This is a genomic window from Streptomyces sp. NPDC101165 (genome assembly GCF_044768135.1).
GTDB lineage: Bacteria > Actinomycetota > Actinomycetes > Streptomycetales > Streptomycetaceae > Streptomyces.
This window is the reverse complement of record NZ_JBIWPG010000001.1, coordinates 197,202-217,460: the sequence shown is the minus strand read 5'-3', so window position 1 is coordinate 217,460 and position 20,259 is coordinate 197,202. Positions and strand designations below refer to the sequence as shown.

Here is a 20,259-nt window from a genome sequence, read left to right as displayed (position 1 = left end):
GTCTCCTGGGCCTCTCAGTCCACTATGACCATCTCACGGGTGGTGTTGTTGAGGCGGCGACCGCCGTCCTCGGTCACCGTGACGATGTCCTCGATGCGTACGCCGAAGCGGCCGGGGAGGTAGATGCCGGGCTCCACGGAGAAGCACATGCCGGGCACCAGGGGCTGTTCCTCGCCCTCGATCATGTACGGCGGCTCGTGGGTGGTGACGCCGATGCCGTGCCCGGTGCGGTGGATGAAGTACTCGCCGTATCCGGCGTCGGTGATCACCTCACGGGCCGCGCGGTCGACCTCCTGGCAGGCGACGCCCGGCCGTACGGCCCGGAAGCCGGCCTCCTGGGCGGCGCGCACGATGTCGTGGACCGTGCGTTCCTCGTCGGTCGGCTCGCCGACGTGGACGGTGCGGGTGGTGTCGGAGCCGTAGCCGTCCTTGAGGCCGCCGAAGTCGAGGACGACCATGTCGCCGTGCTGGATGACGCGGTCGCCGACCTCGTGGTGCGGGTTGGCGCCGTTGGGGCCCGAGCCGACGATGGTGAAGTCGACCTGGGAGTGCCCGAAGCGGCGCAGCAGGTCGGCGAGGTCGTGGCCGACGTCGGACTCGCGGCGCCCGGCGAAGGGAACCTTCCGGATCTCCTCGAACGTTGCATCCGCGGCCGCTCCCGCGGCTGCCAGAAGTTCCAGTTCGGCCGCGTCCTTGACGGCGCGCAGCATGGGCAGGGCATCGGTCAGGGCGGCGTAGGAAGTGCCGGGCAGGGTGCGCTGGAGGCCCAGCAGGTGCATCGCCCAGGTGTTGTCGCTGATGCCGAAGCGGCCGCTGTGGTCGAGGAGGGCGGCGGTGACGGCGTAGGGGTCCTTGCCGTCGGTCCAGTCGCGCACGGTGAACGCGGAGGCGCCGGCCGCGTGCCCGGCGTCCGGGGCCTCCAGGGTGGGCACGACGAGCACGGGGTCGTGCCCCGGGGCGAGGACCAGCACGGTGAGCCGTTCGGTGACCGCGGTGGGCGTGTAGCCGGTGAGCCACACCATGTCCGGTCCCGGCGCCACGAGCAGTCCCGCGAGGCCGGCGTCGGCGGCGGCGTGCGCGGCGCGCTCCGTACGAGCCCTGTAGTCGTCGGCGGTGAAGGGCGCGGGCGTGCTACCGGTCATCCGGGCCTCCGAGCGCGGTCGTGGTGACGGGGCGAAGCGGTCTCGGGCAGCATCCTGCCCGGCCGGACAGGGCGGCGCGAGCCGATCGCGGAGTCCTGTGGTGGCGGTCCGCGGGGACGGGGCTCGGCATGGGGCCATCATGGCGCGTGGGGCGGGGTGCGACCAGCGGGTTTCCCGACGTGTCCGGACACGTCGGGAGGGCACGTCGCCCGCGGTCAGGTCACCACCCCTGGAACGACGGTCAGCTGCTGGTAGCCGCCGCTGGAGTGGCGCACGGTCAGGGTCACCTCCGTGCCGGGGCGCATGCGGGCGACGGCCCGGGCGAGATCGGCGGCCGTGTCGACGCGGGCCCTGCCGAACTGCAGCAGGACGTCGCCGCGGACGAGGCCCGCCGTGTAGCCGGGGCCGGGTACGTGGACGCCCACCACCAGGGCGCCGGCCTTGTCGGCGTCGACGGCCTCCACGCCCAGGGTCGCGCCGGTCCGGGCGTCCGAGGGGCTCGGTGAGGGGTCCGGCTCGGCCGAGGGGTGGTGCGGCGGGGTCTGGCGTTGCAGCTCGGCCAGCCTGCTCATGCCGATGACCGTGGCGCCGACCGTGCCGATGCCGACCCCGGAGAGCACCAGGACGGTGCCGGTGCACAGTCCGAACAGCAGGGTCCTGAGCCGCCGGCCGCGGCGGCGCGCGGCGTGCGGGTGCCGGACGGGGTCGGGAGTGTCGGTCCTCCGCCGCTCCTGACCGGGCATCGGCTTGGGACGCAACGCAGTCTGATCCATGGTTCGCTCGCCTCCGGCTGGTGCTCTACCCGGGGCTCCGCTCCACGACGAGACACGAACGAGTGAGACTGGCCGGAGGGTGGCGGAGGGTAGTCATAGCCGTCGAGGCGATGCACCGGACCCACACTCACGCACGGTCCACCAGCTGCCGGACCACCTCCGCCGCCGTTCCCGTCGGAGCCCCGCCGTGCACGAGTTCGGTGCGGTGGACGACCCGCGGTGCGGTGAGCGGGACGGCGACGGTGCCCGGGACGCCGGTCGCCGTCGAGCGGGGCAGCAGGGTGAGGCCGTGGCCGGCGGCGGCGAGGGCGGTGAGGGTGCGCAGGTCGGTGCCCTCGTAGCGGAGGGCGGGCCGAAAGGCGCCGCCGCCGTTGGCAGCGCGCAGGTGGGCGAGAGGGAGGGACGCGTCGGGTGCGTCGAGCCAGCGGGCGTCGGCGAGGTCGCCGAGGCGCAGGCCGCTGCGGCCGGCGAGCGGGTGACCGGTGGGCAGCAGGACGCTGACGGGTTGCTCGGCGACGCCGTGCGTGGTCAGCGGTGCCACGTCGGGCAGCCGCAGCGGATCGCTGGGAGCGGCGACGCCGTCGACCAGGCCGAGGTCGGCGGTGCCGGTGGCGACGGCGGCCGGGATCGCGTCCCGGGTGAGAACGCGCAGGGTCACGCCTGCTGCCGGGAGCGCGCCCAGGACGCCGGGGCCGAGGGCGGTCGGTGTGGTGGCGAGGGTCAGGCCGTGCGCGGGCACGGCGGCCATGCGGGCCACGTCGGCGCGGGCCGCGTCCAGGCGCAGCAGCAGCGGGCCCGCATGCTCCAGCAGGCGTTCGCCCGCAGCGGTGGGTGCGACGGGCCGCCGGGTGAGCAGGGGCGCGCCGAGGTCCTGTTCGAGGGCGGCGATGTGCTGGGACACCGCGGACTGGGTGTAGCCCAGCTCGCGGGCGGCCTCGGAGAAGGAGGCGAGGCGCGCCACGGTGACGTACGTGCGCAGCAGGTGCGGGTCCATGCGGACCAGGATCGCACCCCATCAGCAGCGCTTATCGACCGTGCAGGAATCATCGTTGGACGTGAACGAGGGGCGCCGCCCAGGATGAACGGCATGACGAACGCCGCGGCTCGTACCGCCACCCTCGCCCTCGTCGGGGACCGCTCCCCGAACGTCGTCTCGCACACCCGTGTCCCGCTCCTGCTGGAGGCCCTCGCCGAACGCGACCGGCTGGTCCTGGACGCCTACTGGATCCCGTCCGAGGACGCGGCGGCCGTGGGCGCGGTGCGCGGCTTCGACGCGGTGTGGGTGCTGCCGGGCAGCCCGTACCGCAGCGAGGCGGGCGTCCTCGCGGCCATCCGCACCGCGCGCGAGGAGGGGATCCCGTTCCTGGGCACGTGCGGCGGATTCCAGCACGCGCTGCTGGAGTTCGCCCGGAACGTGTGCGGACTGACCGAGGCCGCGCACGCCGAGAACGACCCCGACGCCGAGGACCTGCTCATCGAGCCGCTGGCCTGTTCGCTCGCCGGCCACGAGGCCGCGGTGACCCTGGAGCCGGGCTCGCTCGCCCATTTCGTGATCGGTGCGGAGCGGACGGTCGAGCGGTACCACTGCGCCTACGGCCCCTCCCGCCATCTCGACACCCTCCGCGCCCACGGTCTGCGGTTCTCCGGGCACGACGAGGACGGGCAGGTCCGCGTCGCCGAACTGCCGGACCACCGCTTCTTCCTGGCCACTCTGTTCCAGCCGGAGCTGTCCGGCGACGGCTCGCGCCCGCACCCCGTGGTACGGGCGCTGGCGCGAGCCGCGGTCGAGCACGCGGGCCGGGTGGCGGGCCTGCCCGCGTGACCTGACCGGGGTCAGCCGATGTGCCCCCCGCCGTGGCCGCCGTCATGACCGCCGTGCGCCGCGTGGTCGAACTTCATGGCCTCGGCCGGCATGACGACGAAGGGCCGCATCATGCCCATGTCCTCGTGCTCCAGCAGGTGGCAGTGGTACATGAACCGGCCGTACGCCCCGTCGAACCTGCCCATGACGCGCAGGATCTGCCCGCCCGGGACGCGGAAGACGTCCTTGTGGCCCAGCTCGTTGGGCGCGAGCGGTATCCGCGTGCCCGCGTCGTACGCGATGGGGGTACGGGTGCCGCCCACGGCCGGGTCGAAGCCAGAGACGTCGTACGCGTCCCGGCCCAGCAGCTGGAAGTCGGCCAGGTGGATGTGCATCGGGTGCACGATCGGCGCGAGGTTGAGGAAGCTCCACTGTTCGTAGCCGCCCTCGGCGATGGTGAAGCCGAGACCGTCGTTGAACGTCCGTGCCGTGCGCCGGTACGTCTTCGTGGTGCCGTCCGCCCCCGTGAGCTGGATGACGCCGTCGGCGGGGAGCTGGAGCCCGCTCGGGTCCGCCACCTCGGTCATCTCCCAGATCTCCGGGTGGCCGCCGGCGCCCTTGGTGGCGGGCGGTGTGAGCACGATCAGGCGGTGGCCGTGCTCGATGTCGTGCGTGAGGCGGCGGAAGGAGCCGGAGAGCACCTCGGGCAGTTCGAAGGTGTCGCACGTTCCGGTCTCGCGGACGCGGAACTCCAGCACCGCCGGATAGCGCACGTCGCCCGCCGGATCGGGCACGCCCGCGGGCTGGTTGCGGCCCTTGTTGACCAGCCGGAGCTTCCTGCCCGCCAGGCCCCGGAAGTCGACCAGCAGGTCGAACCGCTCGGCCGGGGCCGCGGTCAGCGTGGGCAGTGCCTCGTCGAAGTCGACCGGGGCGGGCCGGGGCAGCAGCCCGCCGTCGCTGCCGATCTGGTGGATGACGCCCGGCACCGGGTTGTCGTCCTCGTCCACCAGGACGAGGTTGAAGATGCGCGCGTTGGATGCGTTGACCAGCCGGAAGCGGTACCAGGCGTCGTCGACGTCGGCGTACGGCCAGATGCGGCCGTTGACCGTGGTGTACGGGCCGCTGAACGGGATGGAGACCGGCTTGCCCGTCTCCGGGTTCTGCTGCTGGACGATCACCGTCTTGTGCAGCAGCCGGCCGTTGAGGCGGCCGTCCTCGTCCGTGTCGAGGTTGCGGTCGGCGAGCAGCAGCGGTATCTCCCGCTCCCCGGAGGGGAGATGGAGGGCGTCCTCCTCGTCGTCACGGACGAGGTAGGTGCCGTACAGGCCCGTCATCACGTTCCACCGCGTGATGTTCATCGCGTGGTCGTGGTACCACCACTGCACCGCCTGGTGGTCGTTCGGGTACTCGGACAGCTGGGCGTCGCCGTGTCCGACGGCGTTGTCGGCCCAGCCGTCGTTGCCGCCGCCGGTCTGGGCGCCGTGCAGGTGGGTCACCGTCCAGGCGGGCAGGGCGGCGACGTCCTTGTTCGGTTCGACGCCCTCGCGGCCGGGCTCGGTGGTGGCGGGCGGGCGGCCGTCGGTGCGCAGCGGCACCTCCACCGAGGTGACCGGGTACTCGCTCTCCTTCGGGATGCGGTTGGTCCAGGCGATGCGGATGCGCTGTCCGCGCCGCACCTCGATGGTCGGGCCGGGCACCTGGCCGTCGTACCCCCACATCAGGGTCGGCGGCAGCTGCGGGTGCAGGCGGACCCAGGTGGGGCGCAGGGCGATCTCCGTCTCCTGCGTCACGTCGGCGGACGCGGCCGCCGGGCGCAGGACGGGCGGAACCGGTAACCGGGTGACGTACGGCGTCAGTTCGCCCGGTTCCGGCGCCTGCTTGCCCGCCGCGTCCTCGGTGATCCTCTCGATGATGTCGGTCAAGGTCGAACACCCCCGTGTTCTGTTGTCTGTTCCCCTTGTCCCAGAAGACTCCCGGCGCCCCGCCGAGGTTCCCTGAATATCCCGTTCCGTACGAGAAGATTCCGAAACGGCCGGTGCGATGTCAGCCGAGGGGCAGCGCCGACCCCAGGTCCGGTACGAAGCCGTGGGTTCTGCGGGCCAGGTAGCCGGCCTTGTAGCGGTCGACCTCCCGGTGCCAGTGCAGGACGCCCGCCATCCAGTTCTGCAGATCGGCCACGTAGTGGCCCATGGCCGTGCGCGCCTCGGCCGACAGACCGAAGTCGTCGTACAGGGCGGGCAGTTCATGGCTCACGATGTGCTCGAACTGTTGGATGCGCTGGGTCATCAGATCGTGGACGATGCCGAGCGCGGCCGGGTAGTCGCAGCCGAAGAAGTTCTGCACGACGAGGATCGCGTTGTGCAGCTCCCCCTCGTACTCGATCTCCTTCTGGTACGAGAAGACGTCGTTGACCAGGCACCCGTAGTCCACGGCGGCGTTCTCCAGCGCCTGGACGGGGCCGCTGCGGTAGACCTCCGGCGGGATCGCGGGTCCCTGGCCCGCGCGGCAGAGGCTCAGGGTGAGGTCGGAGCCGAAGGTGGCGCGGCGCATCTCCAGGTAGTCGACGGGGTCGGGGATTCGGTTCTGCAGCTGGTTGGACAGCTCCCACACCCAGCTCTCGGTCATCCTGTCGACGGAGTCGCGCAGGCCGCGCATCTGGTCGGGGGTCATGTCGGCGGTGGTGCGGGCCCACAGGTCGATCAGGCCCCGCTCGATGCCGTTGACCGGGACGACGGTCGTCTCCTCGCCGTCGCAGGGCATGCACGCCGACAGGCGCGCGGTGGTCAGCCGGGCGGCGGCCAGGTCACGGCGGGCCCCGAAGACCAGTGGGTAGTAGTCGTCGGCGTAGGTGCCCCAGGCGAGCCAGTGGGCGCTGATGTCCAGGGTCTCCGGCGTGGCGTCCGGATCGATTCCGGCCGAGCAGAGCGCGAGGTCGTAGGCGGCGAGCTTGTCCTCGTCCCAGACGCCCTCCTCCAGCATGCCCATGCGGTGCATCCACGCGGTCAGGCGGGGGCGACACTCCGCCAGATGCGGGCTCAACTCGACCTCGTAGGGCATGTGGAAGTCGGGCAGCAGCGACGGGCCGACCTTCTGGAAGGGCACATGCGCGTACGCGCGCAAGCGTTCCGCGGCGGCCGTGGCGAGCAGCGCGCCGATGTCGGCGGCGGAGGTGCCGGGGCCGGTCAGCTTCTGCCAGGGCGCGACGGTGGTGGCGCCCTGGTTCATGTAGCGGCTGGAGCGCTGGTGCCACTCGTGGCCGCCGGACTGCCAGTCCTGAAGTCCCTTGGTGTAGGCGGCGACCGCGGCGACCTCGTCGGGTCTGAGCCCCTTCTCCAGGGCGACGGCGGGCACTTCGGTGAGCGCGGTGTGCTCGAACTGGTGCAGGCGCGAGGTGAGGATGTCGTTGACGGTCTCGGCGGCCTCCTGGGTCGTGCAGCCGAAGAAGGTCTCCAGCACGAGCACGCCGTTGCTGTTCTCGCCCTCGTCCTCGACCTCCCGCTGGTAGGAGAAGAGGTCGTTGCGCAGGTGGACCGCGTCGGAGAACGTCTCCATGAGCACCCTGAGCGGCCGGGTCCCGGCGACGGCGGCGGGCACCTCCGCGGTCGCGTACTCCACGAGCCCCGCCGACCAGGGGGCGCCGCCCACCTTGCGGCGCATCTCGATGTACTCGACCGGGTTGGCGATCCGCCCCTCGTTGATGTTGGACAGCTCCCACATGGACTCGTTCAGCAGGTGCTCGGTGGCCAGGGAGAAACGCCGGCGCCAGTCGACGGACATCGACGGCACCGTCCGCCTCCACAGGTCGGCGAGGCCCGCCTCGACCGGGTTCTCCGGCTCCGGCACGGGGGTCGCCGGGTCCAGCGGCATGAACAGGGGCAGGCGGTCCAGGTGGGCCTTTCCGGCGGCGCGGTCCTGGGTGCGCTTGTACATGTCGAGGAAGTGGTCGTCGAAGAAGAACACCCAGACGTACCAGTCGGTGATCAGCGAGAGGGCCGGGCCGTCGCAGTCGGGGTGGGTGTAGGCGCACAGGAGCCCGTAGTCGTGCGCCTCCAGGTCGGCCTGCTCCCAGATCCCGGAGCCCTCCAGCATGCCCGTCTCGCGGGCCCACGCCGTCGAGTGGGCACGTGCCTCGTCGACATGCGGGTTGAGCCGTGCGGGATACGGCATGTAGAAGTGCGGGAGTTCGAACGGCTGCGTCATGGCCGGGCCCTACCCGGGGCCCGCAAGGGCCATCCACCCTCCGAGCGATGATCACACCATCGCGTGAACCACTGGAGAAACAGGGAACTTCGGTGGCTTTCCGTGGCGTTGGCCTTGGCTCATGCGGGTCCCGTCCGCAGCGCGGTACGCCATCGGGTCGCCCGGCGCCATGTCCCGTCCGCGCCCTTGCCGAGCCCCCGCGCGCGGGTCACGGTAGGCGCATGACCTCCTTCGTGCTGCCCCATGAGGTGCACGGCGACGGCACCCACAAGGTGTTCGCCGTGCACGGCTGGTTCGCCGACCGCTCCGCCTACGAGGCCGTCCTGCCGGATCTCGACCGGACCGCCTTCACCTACGCGCTGGTCGATCTGCGCGGCTACGGAGCGGCCCGGGACGCCGTGGGCTCCTATACGACGACCGAGGCGGCCGTGGACCTGGTGGAGCTGGCCGACCGGCTGGGCTGGGAGCGGTTCTCGGTGGTCGGGCACTCCATGGGCGGCGCGGTGGCGCAGCGTCTGCTGTCCGTCGCCCCGCACCGGCTGCGCCGGATCGTCGGGGTCTCCCCCGTGCCCGCCTCGGGGCTGCCGCTGCCCGGCGAGCAGGGCGTGCTGTTCGCGGACGCGGCGCACCGGCCGGAGAACCGGCGCACGATCATCGACTTCACCAGCGGGAGCCGCCGTCCCGCCGCCTGGCTCGACCGGATGGTGGACCGCTCGCTGGAGCGCAGCGACGCGAAGGCGTTCCGGGCCTGGCTCGGCTCCTGGGCGGGCGAGGACTTCCGCGCCGACGTCGAGGGCAGCGAGGTGCCCGCGCTGGCGGTGGCCGGCGAACTCGATCCGGCGCTGCCGCCCGCGCTGATGCGCCAGACGTGGATGTCCTGGTATCCGCGCGCCGAACTCGTGGGGCTGCCCGGTGCCGGGCACTACGCCATGGACGAGACTCCGCTGGACCTGATCCGGGCGGTGGAGGACTTTCTGCGGGCGGACGAGGGCGAGCCGGCGTGAGCGCACGGGAGGAGGCCCCGCCGGTACCCGACGTCCCCGACGTCTTCGACCCGCGCCGGTACGCCGCCGGGGTGCCGTACGCCGACTACCGCGTCCTGCGCGACCACCATCCGGTGGCCTGGCAGGCCGAGCCGGAGCTGCTGGGCTGGCCGGCCGGTCCCGGGTTCTGGGCGGTGACCCGGCACGCCGACGTGGTCCGGGTGCTCAAGGACTCGGCGACTTTCTCCTCGTACCTCGGCGCTACCCAGATCCGTGACCCCGACCCGGACGACCTGCCGTTCATCCGGCGCATGATGCTCAACCAGGATCCGCCGCAGCACGGCAGGCTGCGGCGGCTGGTGAGCCGGGCGTTCACTCCGGGGCGCGTCGACCGGTTCGCGGCGGTCGCGCGCGAGCGGGCCCGGACCCTGCTCGACCGGGCGGTCGACGAAGCCCGGTCGGGCGACGGCACGGTCGACCTGGTCACCGCCGTCACCGACGAGTACGCGCTGCTCAACCTGGCGGATCTGCTGGGGGTTCCGGAGAGCGACCGGCGGCTGCTGCTGCACTGGACGCAGCGGGTCATCGGCTATCAGGATCCGGACGAGGCCGGCCCTCCGGTGCTGGACGAGGCGGGCAAGCCGGTCAACCCGCGCTCGCCGGCGATGCTGCGGGACATGTTCGCGTACGCCGGGCAGTTGGCCCTGTACAAACGGCGGTATCCCGCCGACGACATCATGACCACACTCGCTCTCCCCCAGTTCTCGGCTTCGCTCGAACCGGGCGGTGCCCCCATCGCCGAACTCGTCGACGCCGAACTGGAGATGTTCTTCTTCCTGCTCACGATCGCGGGCAACGACACCGTGCGCAGCGCCGCACCCGGCGGGCTGCTGGCCCTGGCGGAGCATCCGGAGGCGTACGAGCTGCTGCGCGCCGGGAAGGCCGACATGCCGACCGCGGTGGACGAGTTGCTGCGCTGGCACCCGCCGGTCCTGAGCTTCCGCCGGACCGCCGCGCAGGACACCGAGCTGGCCGGCCGCCGGATCCGGGCGGGCGACAAGGTCGTGGTGTTCCATGCCTCGGCCAATCGCGACGAGCGGGTCTTCACCGAGCCCGACCGGCTGGACCTCGCCCGCACCCCCAACCCGCATGTGTCCTTCGGGGACGGCCCGCATGTGTGCCTGGGTGCCCACTTCGCCCGGCTGCAGCTGCGGCTGCTCTACGAGGAGGTGCTGCGGACTCTGCCGGGCCTGCGCCCCGCTGGACCGGCCGGACGTCTGGTGTCCAACTTCATCAACGGCCTCAAGTCACTTCCCGTGCGGGTCGCTTGAGACGTCCGAGGCGTTCACCTGGATGAGCGCATGGGTGCCGCCGGTGCGCCAGCGCTGTCCCTCGGCCGCGACCAGCGCGCTCTCGGCGGCTGCGGTCAGGCCGGTGATCACGTCGGACTTCAGGGTGCGCAGCGCGGCGACCGGGCCGGGGAAGTAGGCGGTCACCTCCTGGAAGGGCGTGGTGGGCGGCCACAGCCGGTCGCCCACCAGACGGCGGTAGTTGAGGTCGCCCTTGAAGACGGTCAGCGTGGCCGAGGCGAACTCGGCGCGCAGGTCGTCCGGTTGGCCGGCGTAGGGCAGCGGGGCGCAGGAGAAGGGGTGGGCGCGTACCGTGAGGCGGCCGTCGGCCATGGCCGACCAGAGCATGCGGCCGTACCCGGCGGCCGCCCCCGGTGCCGCGGCGAGGCGCTGCAGGGCGTCGACCACGTCGGCGGTCGTGGCGTCGGAGACGTAGTAGGGGTACGGCTTGACGTGCAGGACCGCCCGGCCGATCCGGCCCTCGGCGAGGAGATGGGCGATCAGGAGCAGGTCGGGGACGAGTTCGCGGCCGGCGTTGTCCGCGACCAGCACGAGCGTGCCCGTGCCGGAGGGCGGCAGCAGCGACCACAGGGTCTCGCTGTCGTCGGCGACCAGGGCGGGGGCCGGCTCCGCGGCCTCGGCACCCGCGGCGGACAGCCGGAAGCCGAGGTCGGCGCGGTTGCCCCACAGTGAGCCGTGCAGCAGGGCGCGGGCCCGCTCCGGCTCCGGACCGTCCTGGAGCGCGTCGAGCGCGGCCAGTTCCTCGTCGGTCTCCGGCGCGTCGAGTTCGGCACGCTTGAAGGGGCGGAACGGGTCGATGCCCTGCCAGGCACCCGGGCCGAACCAGCCGACGGCGTCGAGCAGCCGACGGTAGAAGTGGCTCTCGGACCACAGCCACGGCACCTCGAACCAGGACCTGCCGACGTAGCCGTCCAGCCCCCAGGCCCGCCACCGGTCCCGGTCACCGGCACCCTCGGGCAGCGGTTCGATCACGCCTTCGGTGCAGCTCTTCAGCAGCTCGTCCAGCGCGCCGTGCTGCCCGGGGGTGTATGGGAACGCCTCCCGCACCTGCCGGATGATCGCGGGGTGCCGCTCGGCCAGCACACTGTGCGGGAACGAGCCGGGTTCGTCGCCGAGGATGACGGGTGCCGTGGGGGTGTCGGGCATGGGCGTCACCGTATCGCGCGGGTCAGCCGGTTCTTGTCTCCCGTTCCAGCTGCGTGGCGAGGGTCAGATAGCGGGGGCGGCGGTGCACCGGCACCAGGCCCCGGACCATCAGGTGCCACATCTCCGCCACCCTGCGGGGCAGTCGTCCGACCGGTTCCAGGGAGCGGCCGGCGACCCGGGTGCCGATGAAGAAGCACACGAGGGAATGGGCGACGACACCGACATCGGTCTCGGCGTGCACATCCGCCTCCCGCACGGCGCCGCTGAACTTACGGGTGGCGAACTCCAGCCACTCCGTGAAGGGGTGTCTCAACGGCGGCCGTACGGTGACGTCCGCGGTGGCCAGGCGGAGTCCGGCGCGCGGCACCGGATCCTCCACTGCCAGCCGGGCGATGGCGAACGTGGCACGCATCAGGGCCTCCAACGAGGTGTAGCCCCGGCCCTCGACATCTGCCACCACCTGCTGCGCGGCCCTGGCCTGCAGTTCCAGGATGGCGTGGGCCAGATCCTCCTTCGCGGCGAAGTGGAAGTACAACGCCCCCTTGGTGACCTGCGCGTGGCCCACGATGTCGCTCAAACTGGTGGATTCGTAGCCCTGTCGGTCGAACAGATCGGCGGCAGCAGTGATGATCGTCGCTCGGGTCTGCTCAGCGCGTAATTGCCTCGCCATCGACTGACCCCTCCTCGCAGCTCTACCGAACGGGACACGCGGTTTGTTTTGACCCCACGCATACGATAACTCACCAAGCGACAAAGGGAGTCAGACGGTCGTACTTCCATGTGTCACAGGTTCCGCTCCCCGGCACGACACCAGGCCAGGGCGTAACACTCCGCAAACGGACGACACCAGAACGCAGTCCTCCCACCACTTCTGTGTGTTTCCGGAAGCCAAGGCACTGTGTTCACCGTGTTCTTGGCCACCTCGGCGGGAGGCTTCGGACCCGTGTTCCGGTCGGACCTCACCGCGACCCACAAAAACAGTCTGACCGGTCGGGTGCTGTGCACCGGGCGGCACGGGGACGCCGGAGTGGCTGAACGCGAAGGACATGTGTCCCGTACTGGACTCAGCAGACCCCGTTCCCGCGCCTGCCGAGGAGAAGTCCCGGATGACTCGGATGACCGCCCGCCTGAGCGTCACGGCGGTCGCTGCGGCGACCCCACTCCTGCTCCTGCCGTGGGCGGCGGGGTCCGCCCAGGCGCACGGTGCCCCCACGGCCCCGGTCAGCCGGGTGTACGCCTGCTCACCCGAGGGCGGCAGCGCGAACGGGTCGGCGGCCTGTCGCGCGGCGATCAGCGCGAACGGCGCCCCGTTCACGGCTTGGGACAACCTGCGCGTGGCGGGGGTGAACGGCCGGGACCGGCAGGTGATTCCGGACGGCAGGCTGTGCAGCGGGAACCTGCCGGCCTACCGGGGCCTCGATCTGGCCCGGCGGGACTGGCCGACGACCCGGCTGACACCCGGCGGCAAACTGACGATGACGTACGCCTCGACGATCGCGCACACGGGCACGTTCAGGCTGTACCTCAGCAAGCCCGGCTACGACCCGTCGAAGACGTTGAAGTGGGCCGATCTGCCCACACGTCCCTTCGCCGAGGTCACGGACCCGCCGCTGACGAACGGGGCGTACCACATCCGGGCGACTCTGCCGTCGGACCGGACGGGTCGTCAGGTGCTCTACACGATCTGGCAGAACAGCAGCACGCCGGACACGTACTACTCGTGTTCCGACGTGGTGTTTCCGGGGGCGGGCAAGGGCGCGGGGTCGGGCTCGGGCTCGGGTTCGGCGAAGGCCACGGAGACCGCCGCCGCCTCGCAGGCGCCGGCGAGTCCTCATCCGGCACGGACGGAGACTGCACAGCCGTCGTCCGGAACGCCGAATCCGGCTGAAAAGAAGGGGACTTCGGTCGGTGCCACCGGCGACAGCACGCCGGTGGCCGAGGCCACCCGCGCGGACGCGGGCCCCTCGGCGCCGTTGCTGGCGGGCGGCGCCGCCGCGGTGCTGGTGCTCACCGGGGGCGCCGCCCTGGTTCTGCGTCTACGACGACGCTGAACGTCCGTACTGCGAGGGTCAGTTGACGTAGACCCGGGCGCCCGCGTCGGTGACCGGGGCGTACTTGGCGGTGAAGTAGCCGTTCGCGAAGCACAGCGACGAACCGGAGCTCTTCGTGAACTGCTGGTTGGTGAAGGCGATGCTGCTGTCGCTGTTGTCGGCCTTACCCGTCAGGCTCGGCGCCTGGTAGACACAGGTGATGGTGCCCAGCAGGGTGCGCAGCTTCACCGTGGTCTGGATGGTGGAGCCAGTGCCCGGCGAGACGGTGAGGGTGCCGTCGGAGGCGACCGTCGCGCTGTAGGGCAGGTTGTCGACCGTGATGCTGCTGACCCCGAGCACACCGGTGACGTTGCTGGTGCAGCTGCTGCTGTCGAAGGTGTGCCCGGTGACCGACTCGGTGGCCGTACCGGGTGCGGTCGGGTTGCCCGTGACCGTGGCGGTGAACTGCGACGACGTGCAGGTGACCCCACTGGTGCCGGTCGCGCTGGAGTAGAGCGTGGCGGTCGTGCCGCCGGCCAGCGGTGCGGTCAGGGTGTCGCCGACCGCGGCGGCGGTGCCGCCGGCGCTGCCCGTGGTGAGGACGGCGTTTCCGTCCGCGGAGGCGGGGACGGCCACGGCGACGGTGAGCGCGGTGACGGTGCCGGCGAGGGCGAGGAGGGATCGCGTACGCATGCGGGTGCCTCTTTTCTGGGGTGGGGGGCAACGTGAGGTGACGTGGGGGGTGTGGCGCTGTGGGGGCGGTGACGCGGAGCGGGGGGGCGCGCCGTGGAGCTGGGGGTGCCGTAGGGGGGTGCCGCCGTCGCCGGGCCGTGACGCCTTCTCCGTACGTGACGGACCGGCGACGGCGGCCGGCCGGGCACCGGTCGAAGACCTCGGGGGAAGGCCTCCGACCGGGCCGGACAGGGGGCGGCCGGACACGGACCGAGGAGGAAAGCGACCGTGCCGATGCCGCGCTGGTGCGGAGCGGTTGTCGAAGCGAAGAAGGCAGAGCGGTTGCCGAAATGAAGGCCGGGAACGCGGCCGATGCCGCTCGGCGGATCCGGCGCCACGGATCCGGGGAAACCAGGGAGAGTTGTAGACCTGCTCAACCATCAACGTCAAGGCGCAGCAAGGGAGTTGCTGTTCATCGGGGGCTGCCGGACAGCGCTTCGAAACGTGGCCGGTCGCCACCCCCGCACATCCAACACCCTTTTTTCACAACTCCCTTGACCCCCGAAAGTAACCGGCGGTAACTTCCTCGAAGGCTACTGCCGCGTAACGAGAAAGCCCTTGCATCCGCCGGGAGTGCGAGGAGGCGTGTGCGGCAGCCGCTGTCCGCGCCAGGACAACGCGCCACTGAAGCCCAACCCGCATTGTTCTATGCCCCTGGGAGCAGACATGGCCTCGTCCTCGGACCTCTCGTCCGCCGACAACACCCCCGAGAACCCGGGAAGCGGTTCCCCGTCCGAAGCCTCAGCCGCGTCCGGGACCGCCGCCGGCGGCGAAAGACGAGGCCGGGTACGACTGCGCAGGGCCGCTGTCATGGCGGTGCCCGCCACCATGGTCGCCGCGGGCCTCGCGATCCTCACCGCGGAGGGCGCTCTCGGCGTGCAGTTCGCGATCTCCGGAATGCCGTTCACCGTCACGGCGACGGAACTCAACGGCACCGGGTTCGAGCAGTTCGGCGGGCTCGACAACATGGCGGACGGCAGCCCGAACGCCGGGGACACCGGCGGGCAGGTCCTCATCGTCACCTCCGCGATCAAGAACGCCACGCTCACCAAGCTGTGCCAGAGCGTCGACCTGGGCGGCACCAACCTGAAGATCACCGCGGGTGGTGGCGAGCAGAAGGTGACCGCGAGCGACCTCACCACCGACTCGACCGAACTGTCGGGTGACGCGGCCTTCAACAACATCGAGATCGGCAATGACGCGAGCACGCTGAACAAGGCGAACGCGAAGGGCCCGATCGGCGTCTTCAGCCAGCAGGCCGACACCGTGCGCATCGGCAACCTGCGGCAGACCAACTACGCGACCACTGCCGGTGTGTTCAAGCTGCCGGGGCTCAAGCTGAGCTTCAGCGACTCGGGTTGCTGATCCGATGCCGGAGCGTCCACATCAGGGACTGAGGCCCGCCTTCCGCAGGTGGCGGGCCCGCCGGCCGTTCTGGGGCGGACTGCTGCTGGTCCTCGGCGGCGGCGAGATCCTGCTCACCGAGAAGGCCTCGCTGAAGGTCGTGATGCACATCGGCATGCAGGGCCTGGCCGGCTATCTGCTGCCGACGCTGATGCTGATACTGGGTCTGCTCATCCTCTTCAACCCCTCCCAGCGGCTCTTCTACTCCATCACCGGCGTCCTGCTCTCCCTGGGCACGTGGCTCACCTCCAACCTGGGCGGCTTCTTCGTCGGCCTCCTCCTCGGCGTCACCGGCAGCTGCCTCGCGTTCGGCTGGCTCCCCGACCAGGAGCCCCGGGTGAGCCGCCGCCGACGCCGCAAGGCGGCCCGGGCCGCGGGTCAGGGGCTGGGGGAAGGGGCGGGGGAACCAGCCTGATTTCGACGCCCGACCGCCCGCGGCCGCATCGGGTCGTCGGCAATGATCAAGGCATGAACGAGATCGTGCTGATGTCGGATCCGAAGATCGCGGCCGTCCCGGTGGTCGACTGCGGCGAACCGCTCGTGGACGTCCGGCAGCGGGGCCTCGCCGTCGATGCCCGCAAAACCGATGACTCGGGGGCGTTCGCCCATCTGCGAGAAGGGGTGCTGACCCGGCTCCTCAAGGCTCAGGAGCTGCTGCCGGACGGCATACGGATGCTGTTCGTCGAGGGGTACCGGCCGCCCGCGCTGCAGCGCCACTACTTCGAGAGCTATGCCGGCGAACTGCGCGGCGACAACCCGGACTGGTCGCCGACGCAGGTCCGGGACGCCGCGAGCCGGTATGTGTCGCCGCCGGAGATCGCGCCGCACAGCGCCGGCGCCGCTGTCGACCTCACCCTCGGCACCGCCGACGGGCGGGAACTCGACATGGGGACCCGGCTGAACGCCAGCCCGGAGGAGAGTGCGGGCGCCTGCTACACGGACGCCGAGAACGTCTGCGCCGAGGCACGAGCCAACCGGCGGCTCCTCGGTGCCGCGCTGACCGCCGCGGGCCTGGTGAACTACCCCACCGAGTGGTGGCACTGGTCCTTCGGCGACCGCTACTGGGCCCTGGCCACCGGAGCCGACAGCGCGATCTACGGACCGCGCGAGCTCGGCTGACCGGGCACGACGGCACGCGTCCCCCGAACAGGTGACTTAGGAACTTCTATGCCGGAGCGGCAGTTCATCGGGCAGACGGACGGCGCTGGAACGCCGTGCGGATGATCCGATGAGTGAGGAGCTGCGGCGTCATGGTGTTCAAAGGGCTGCTGGGGGCGATCGGGGTCGGCGGTGCAGTTGACCGAGCACCGCGAGGCCTGCGGCACCCACGCGGCGTACGGCCACGGCGAGCCGTACGCCGTCCATGACTCCGGCCACCACCACTCCGGCCCGGGCCTGGGTACGGCCGTGGCGGCGGGCGCGGCGGGCCTCGCCGTCAGTGTGGTGGGCGGGCTGGTGGCCGCGGAGGTCGTGGACGAGATCGGCGACTTCTTCGAGGGCGACGAAGAGGAGGGCTGAGGACCTGCTGCTGACGCCGGTCGCCCCTGTCGCCGTCCCCCTGCCGCTTTACGCTGTCTTTCGCCTGTGTCCGAGGAATTCGGTCCAGGTTGCCGGAACTTATCGGCCGCACCAGAAGTTTCTACGTTGCTGTAGAAGTTGCTGCAGACGTTCTGTCGAGGCATTCGACCGTGGATTAGGAGGAGTTCGCATGGCCCTGTGGGACCGCGTCAAGGAGTCGGCGTCGCAGATGCAGACCCAGTTGGTGGCGAAGAAGAACGACCTGAAGAGCGGCGCCTTCCGCGATGCGAGCATGGCCATGTGCGCGCTCGTGGCCGCCGCCGACGGCACGATCGACCCGTCGGAGCGGCAGCGGGTCGCCCAGCTCATCGCGACGAACGAGGTGCTGCAGAACTTCCCGGCCGACGACCTGAGGCGTCGCTTCGAGGAGAACCTGAACAAGCTGACCACCGACTTCGACTTCGGCAAGGTGAGCGTGCTCCAGGAGATCGCCAAGGCGAAGAAGAAGCCCGCCGAGGCGCGGGCCGTGGTGCAGATCGGCATCGTCATCGGCGGTGCGGACGGCGACTTCGACAAGACCGAGCAGGCGGTGGTGCGTGAGGCGTGCTACACGCTCGACCTGCCGCCGCACGAGTTCGACCTCTGATCCATCGCCACCCGCGAGGATGGAGGGCATGCTCGACGACCTCGACCGTGCCCTCGTCCACGCCCTGCACCTGGACGGCCGGGCGCCGTTCAGCAGGATCGCCGGGGTGCTCGGCGTCTCGGCGCAGACGGTCGCCCGCCGCTACCGCCGGCTGCGCACCGAGGCCGGACTGCGGGTGGTCGGCCTGCCCGACCCGCACCGGGCGGGCCGTACCCAGTGGCTGGTGCGGCTCACGGCGGCGGCGCGGTCCGCACAGGACATCGCCGCGGCGCTGGTACGGCGGCCCGACACGTCCTGGGTGAAGCTGACCTCGGGCGGAACGGAGATCACCACGGTGATCCACGCGCCCGAGGAGGCCTCCCCCGACTCCCTGCTGCTGCGGGACATTCCCCGCACCGGCGGCATCACCGCCGTGTCCGCGCACCTCCTGCTGCACACCTATCTGGGCGGGCCCGCGAACTGGCGGCGCAGCGCCCAGGCCCTCGACGAGGAGCAGCGGGCTGCACTGACGTACCGGGGCGGCAGCGAGGCGATCCGCCGACCCGGCCCGGGGGACGCCGAGTTGCTGGCCGCGCTGGAGAAGGACGGGCGGCTCGGTCAGGGCGAGCTGGCCCGGGCCACCGGCTGGTCCCCCGACACCGCGGCCCGGCGGCTGGCCGAACTGCGGGCGGCCGGCGCGCTGTTCTTCGACGTGGAGGTCGACGCCGGGGTGTTCGGGGCACACGCCCGGGCGCTGCTGTGGCTGTCGGTGCGTCCGGCGGACCTGGAGGAGGTCGCGCTCGCCCTGGCCGGCCACGACGAGCTGGCCTTCGTGGCGGCGACCACCGGCCCCACGAACCTGGTCGCCCAGGCACTGTGCCGTGACCCGGCCGACCTGCACCACTACCTCACCCGTCGACTTGGCGCACTCCCGGCGATCCACACCCTGGAGACAAGCCCCGTTCTGCGCACACTGAAGGCGGCGAGCCCGTCATTGACGGACCTGGCACGGGTGCGGCGCGCATCGAGGTGACGTCGGCCGAGGTCCCCCGCGAGGACCAGGTTCTGTCCGGCGGATCCCTGCGCGGCATCATGAGCCGGGGGCGGAGCGCGGCCTGCTCGCCGCCGCGCACACCCCCACCAGCCCCACCGCCACCCAGCACGCGGCCTGGGCAGCCCGCAGAGCCGCGGCCGGATTCCCGGACCCCGCGCCTGCCAGGTACACACTGCCGAGGACCGCCACGCCCAAGGTGGCACCCAGCTGCTGGACGGCGTTGAGGAGCCCGGCCGCCGAGCCGATCTCCTGGGGGCGCAGTGGGTGCAGGGCCAGGGTGAAGAAGGCCGGGGTGAACAGGCCGGCGCCGAGGCCGATGAGGGCGAGAGCGAGCAGCAGCGCTCCGGGGTAGTGGCCGGGGGTGGCCGTACGGTAGGCGGCGACGGCGGCGAGCAGACCGGCCAGGAGCACGCCGAGCCCGTACAGCAGCACGCGGCGCCCGTACCGCCGTACCGGACGGGCACCCGCCAGCCAGGACGCGACCGCGAGGCCGGCCGACCACGGGATCAGGCTCAGGCCCGCCCTCAGTACGCCGGTGTGCGCACCGAGTTGGAGCTGCAGGACGACCACCGTCGTCATTCCGGTGGTCACCGCGAAAAAGGCGGTCGAGGTGACCAGGGCGGCGGGGAAGCCGCGGTGGGTGAACAGGCTCGGCTCCAGCAGTGGCCGGGCCGAGCGACGCTGGTGCCGTGCGAACAGGGCGAGGACGAGCAGCCCGGCGAGCAGCAACGCCCAGCGGTGTGCGGGCAGTCGGGTGACGTCGGCGCCGATGACGGGATACACGAGGAGTCCGGTGCCGAGCGCCGCCAGTGTCGTACCCGGCCAGTCGAGGGCGGGCCGGCTGGGCGCTCGGTCCTCCGGGAGCAGCGGGGCGAGGGCCAGGACGACTGCGGAGACGGGCACGTTCACCAGGAACGCGGCCCGCCAGGAGGAGCCGAACAGGTCGGCATGGGTCAGCACACCGCCGAGGACGGGTCCGCAGACGGCGGCGAGGCCCATGACGGGACCGATGCTGCCCAGCGCGCGGGTCGTCTCCTCCCCCGAGAACATCGCCTTGATCAGCCCGATGGTCTGCGGGACGACCAGGGCCGCCGCCGCGCCCTGCACCATGCGGAAGCAGATCAGCAGACCCGCCGTGGGCGCCAGGGCGCAGGCCGTCGAGGCCACGGTGAAGACCACGACGCCGAGGACGAACAGCCGGCGCCGGCCCGCGAGGTCGCCGAGCCGTCCGCCGGTGATCAGCAGCACCGCGAACGGCAGGGTGTAGGCGGTGCCGAACCACTGGACGTCGGAGACCGAGCCGCCCAGGTCGGCGTGGACGGCGGGCGCGGCGACCTGGACGACGGTCGCGTCCAGCAGGTTCATCGCCTCGCCCAGGAGAAGGGCGAACAGGGCCGGCCAGCGCCGGCGGTAGGCCTCGGCGGGCAGCACGCGTTCCGTGGTCATGGGGTCCTCTCACGCTCGACACGTAGTTGTCACGG

The 20,259-nt window shown here is 71.7% G+C and carries 18 protein-coding genes and 1 pseudogene; 10 read left to right on the top strand and 9 right to left on the bottom strand.

The annotated features are described in order from the left end of the window. Nucleotides 1-14: 14 nt before the first annotated feature. The 3 genes from ACIRVH_RS00950 to ACIRVH_RS00940 all read right to left on the bottom strand — a co-directional run bounded on the left by ACIRVH_RS00950 (nucleotide 15) and on the right by ACIRVH_RS00940 (nucleotide 2,909). Nucleotides 15-1,142, bottom strand: coding sequence for a M24 family metallopeptidase (locus tag ACIRVH_RS00950; protein WP_403947156.1), 1,128 nt, complete (start codon nucleotides 1,140-1,142; stop codon nucleotides 15-17). Nucleotides 1,143-1,357: 215 nt separating this feature from the next. Next, nucleotides 1,358-1,915: a PDZ domain-containing protein gene (locus ACIRVH_RS00945; RefSeq protein WP_403947155.1), complete on the bottom strand. Its 558-nt coding sequence runs from the start codon at nucleotides 1,913-1,915 to the stop codon at nucleotides 1,358-1,360. 127 nt (nucleotides 1,916-2,042) lie between these two features. Further along, entirely contained in the window at nucleotides 2,043-2,909 is an 867-nt protein-coding gene (locus ACIRVH_RS00940; RefSeq protein ID WP_403947154.1) for a LysR family transcriptional regulator, read from the bottom strand. A 93-nt stretch (nucleotides 2,910-3,002) separates the two neighbouring features. Between ACIRVH_RS00940 and ACIRVH_RS00935 the strand changes: the two genes are divergently transcribed. Then, nucleotides 3,003-3,737 (top strand): gamma-glutamyl-gamma-aminobutyrate hydrolase family protein, encoded by a 735-nt coding sequence (locus ACIRVH_RS00935; protein WP_403947153.1) that lies wholly within the window; start codon nucleotides 3,003-3,005, stop codon nucleotides 3,735-3,737. 11 nt (nucleotides 3,738-3,748) lie between these two features. On the opposite strand, the gene phsA is transcribed toward ACIRVH_RS00935, so the two are convergent. Further along, nucleotides 3,749-5,638 (bottom strand): O-aminophenol oxidase PhsA, encoded by a 1,890-nt coding sequence (gene phsA, locus ACIRVH_RS00930; RefSeq protein WP_403947152.1) that lies wholly within the window; start codon nucleotides 5,636-5,638, stop codon nucleotides 3,749-3,751. Between the two features lie 121 nt (nucleotides 5,639-5,759). After that, nucleotides 5,760-7,916: a germacradienol/geosmin synthase Cyc2 gene (cyc2, locus tag ACIRVH_RS00925; RefSeq protein ID WP_403947151.1), complete on the bottom strand. Its 2,157-nt coding sequence runs from the start codon at nucleotides 7,914-7,916 to the stop codon at nucleotides 5,760-5,762. Nucleotides 7,917-8,137: 221 nt separating this feature from the next. Between cyc2 and ACIRVH_RS00920 the strand changes: the two genes are divergently transcribed. Next, a complete protein-coding gene (locus ACIRVH_RS00920) occupies nucleotides 8,138-8,920 on the top strand; it encodes an alpha/beta fold hydrolase (protein ID WP_403947150.1) in 783 nt (260 codons plus the stop codon). Further along, nucleotides 8,917-10,230 carry a cytochrome P450 gene (locus ACIRVH_RS00915; RefSeq protein WP_403947149.1) on the top strand — a complete coding sequence of 438 codons (1,314 nt, stop codon included), beginning with the start codon at nucleotides 8,917-8,919 and terminating at the stop codon, nucleotides 10,228-10,230. The genes ACIRVH_RS00920 and ACIRVH_RS00915 overlap by 4 nt, the downstream gene beginning before the upstream one ends. On the opposite strand, the gene ACIRVH_RS00910 is transcribed toward ACIRVH_RS00915, so the two are convergent. Together ACIRVH_RS00910 and ACIRVH_RS00905 are read right to left on the bottom strand one after the other, a co-directional pair. Continuing rightward, nucleotides 10,207-11,415, bottom strand: a complete 1,209-nt coding sequence (locus ACIRVH_RS00910; RefSeq protein WP_403947147.1) for a damage-control phosphatase ARMT1 family protein — start codon at nucleotides 11,413-11,415, stop codon at nucleotides 10,207-10,209. The two genes, ACIRVH_RS00915 and ACIRVH_RS00910, sit on opposite strands and share 24 nt — an antisense overlap. Before the next feature lie 22 nt (nucleotides 11,416-11,437). Beyond that, nucleotides 11,438-12,085: a ScbR family autoregulator-binding transcription factor gene (locus ACIRVH_RS00905; protein WP_403947145.1), complete on the bottom strand. Its 648-nt coding sequence runs from the start codon at nucleotides 12,083-12,085 to the stop codon at nucleotides 11,438-11,440. Nucleotides 12,086-12,521: 436 nt separating this feature from the next. Here ACIRVH_RS00905 and ACIRVH_RS00900 point away from each other — a divergent pair, with 436 nt between their 5' ends. After that, the gene (locus tag ACIRVH_RS00900) at nucleotides 12,522-13,466 is read left to right on the top strand and encodes a lytic polysaccharide monooxygenase (RefSeq protein ID WP_403947143.1); all 945 of its coding nucleotides are present in this window, start codon (nucleotides 12,522-12,524) and stop codon (nucleotides 13,464-13,466) included. An 18-nt stretch (nucleotides 13,467-13,484) separates the two neighbouring features. Here ACIRVH_RS00900 and ACIRVH_RS00895 read toward each other — a convergent pair whose 3' ends face one another. Then, the gene (locus ACIRVH_RS00895) at nucleotides 13,485-14,138 is read right to left on the bottom strand and encodes a Tat pathway signal sequence domain protein (protein ID WP_403947141.1); all 654 of its coding nucleotides are present in this window, start codon (nucleotides 14,136-14,138) and stop codon (nucleotides 13,485-13,487) included. A 705-nt stretch (nucleotides 14,139-14,843) separates the two neighbouring features. On the opposite strand from ACIRVH_RS00895, the gene ACIRVH_RS00890 reads away from it, so the two are divergent. From ACIRVH_RS00890 to ACIRVH_RS00865, 6 genes and pseudogenes are all read left to right on the top strand, one after another. Next, complete coding sequence (locus ACIRVH_RS00890; protein WP_403947139.1) at nucleotides 14,844-15,542, top strand: DUF6230 family protein; 699 nt, start codon at nucleotides 14,844-14,846, stop codon at nucleotides 15,540-15,542. Nucleotides 15,543-15,546: 4 nt separating this feature from the next. Continuing rightward, on the top strand, nucleotides 15,547-15,996 hold the full coding sequence (locus ACIRVH_RS00885) for a DUF6114 domain-containing protein (RefSeq protein ID WP_403947137.1): 450 nt from the start codon (nucleotides 15,547-15,549) through the stop codon (nucleotides 15,994-15,996). Nucleotides 15,997-16,049: 53 nt separating this feature from the next. Beyond that, nucleotides 16,050-16,700, top strand: coding sequence for a M15 family metallopeptidase (locus ACIRVH_RS00880; RefSeq protein WP_403947135.1), 651 nt, complete (start codon nucleotides 16,050-16,052; stop codon nucleotides 16,698-16,700). Between the two features lie 174 nt (nucleotides 16,701-16,874). Beyond that, nucleotides 16,875-17,099, top strand: a pseudogene (locus ACIRVH_RS00875) (sporulation protein); the annotation flags it as partial. A 190-nt stretch (nucleotides 17,100-17,289) separates the two neighbouring features. Continuing rightward, nucleotides 17,290-17,745, top strand: coding sequence for a tellurite resistance TerB family protein (locus tag ACIRVH_RS00870; protein ID WP_097251767.1), 456 nt, complete (start codon nucleotides 17,290-17,292; stop codon nucleotides 17,743-17,745). A gap of 28 nt (nucleotides 17,746-17,773) precedes the next feature. After that, nucleotides 17,774-18,757: an Lrp/AsnC family transcriptional regulator gene (locus ACIRVH_RS00865; RefSeq protein ID WP_403947133.1), complete on the top strand. Its 984-nt coding sequence runs from the start codon at nucleotides 17,774-17,776 to the stop codon at nucleotides 18,755-18,757. Nucleotides 18,758-18,814: 57 nt separating this feature from the next. Here ACIRVH_RS00865 and ACIRVH_RS00860 read toward each other — a convergent pair whose 3' ends face one another. Beyond that, nucleotides 18,815-20,224 (bottom strand): MFS transporter, encoded by a 1,410-nt coding sequence (locus ACIRVH_RS00860; protein WP_403947131.1) that lies wholly within the window; start codon nucleotides 20,222-20,224, stop codon nucleotides 18,815-18,817. Nucleotides 20,225-20,259 lie beyond the last annotated feature (35 nt).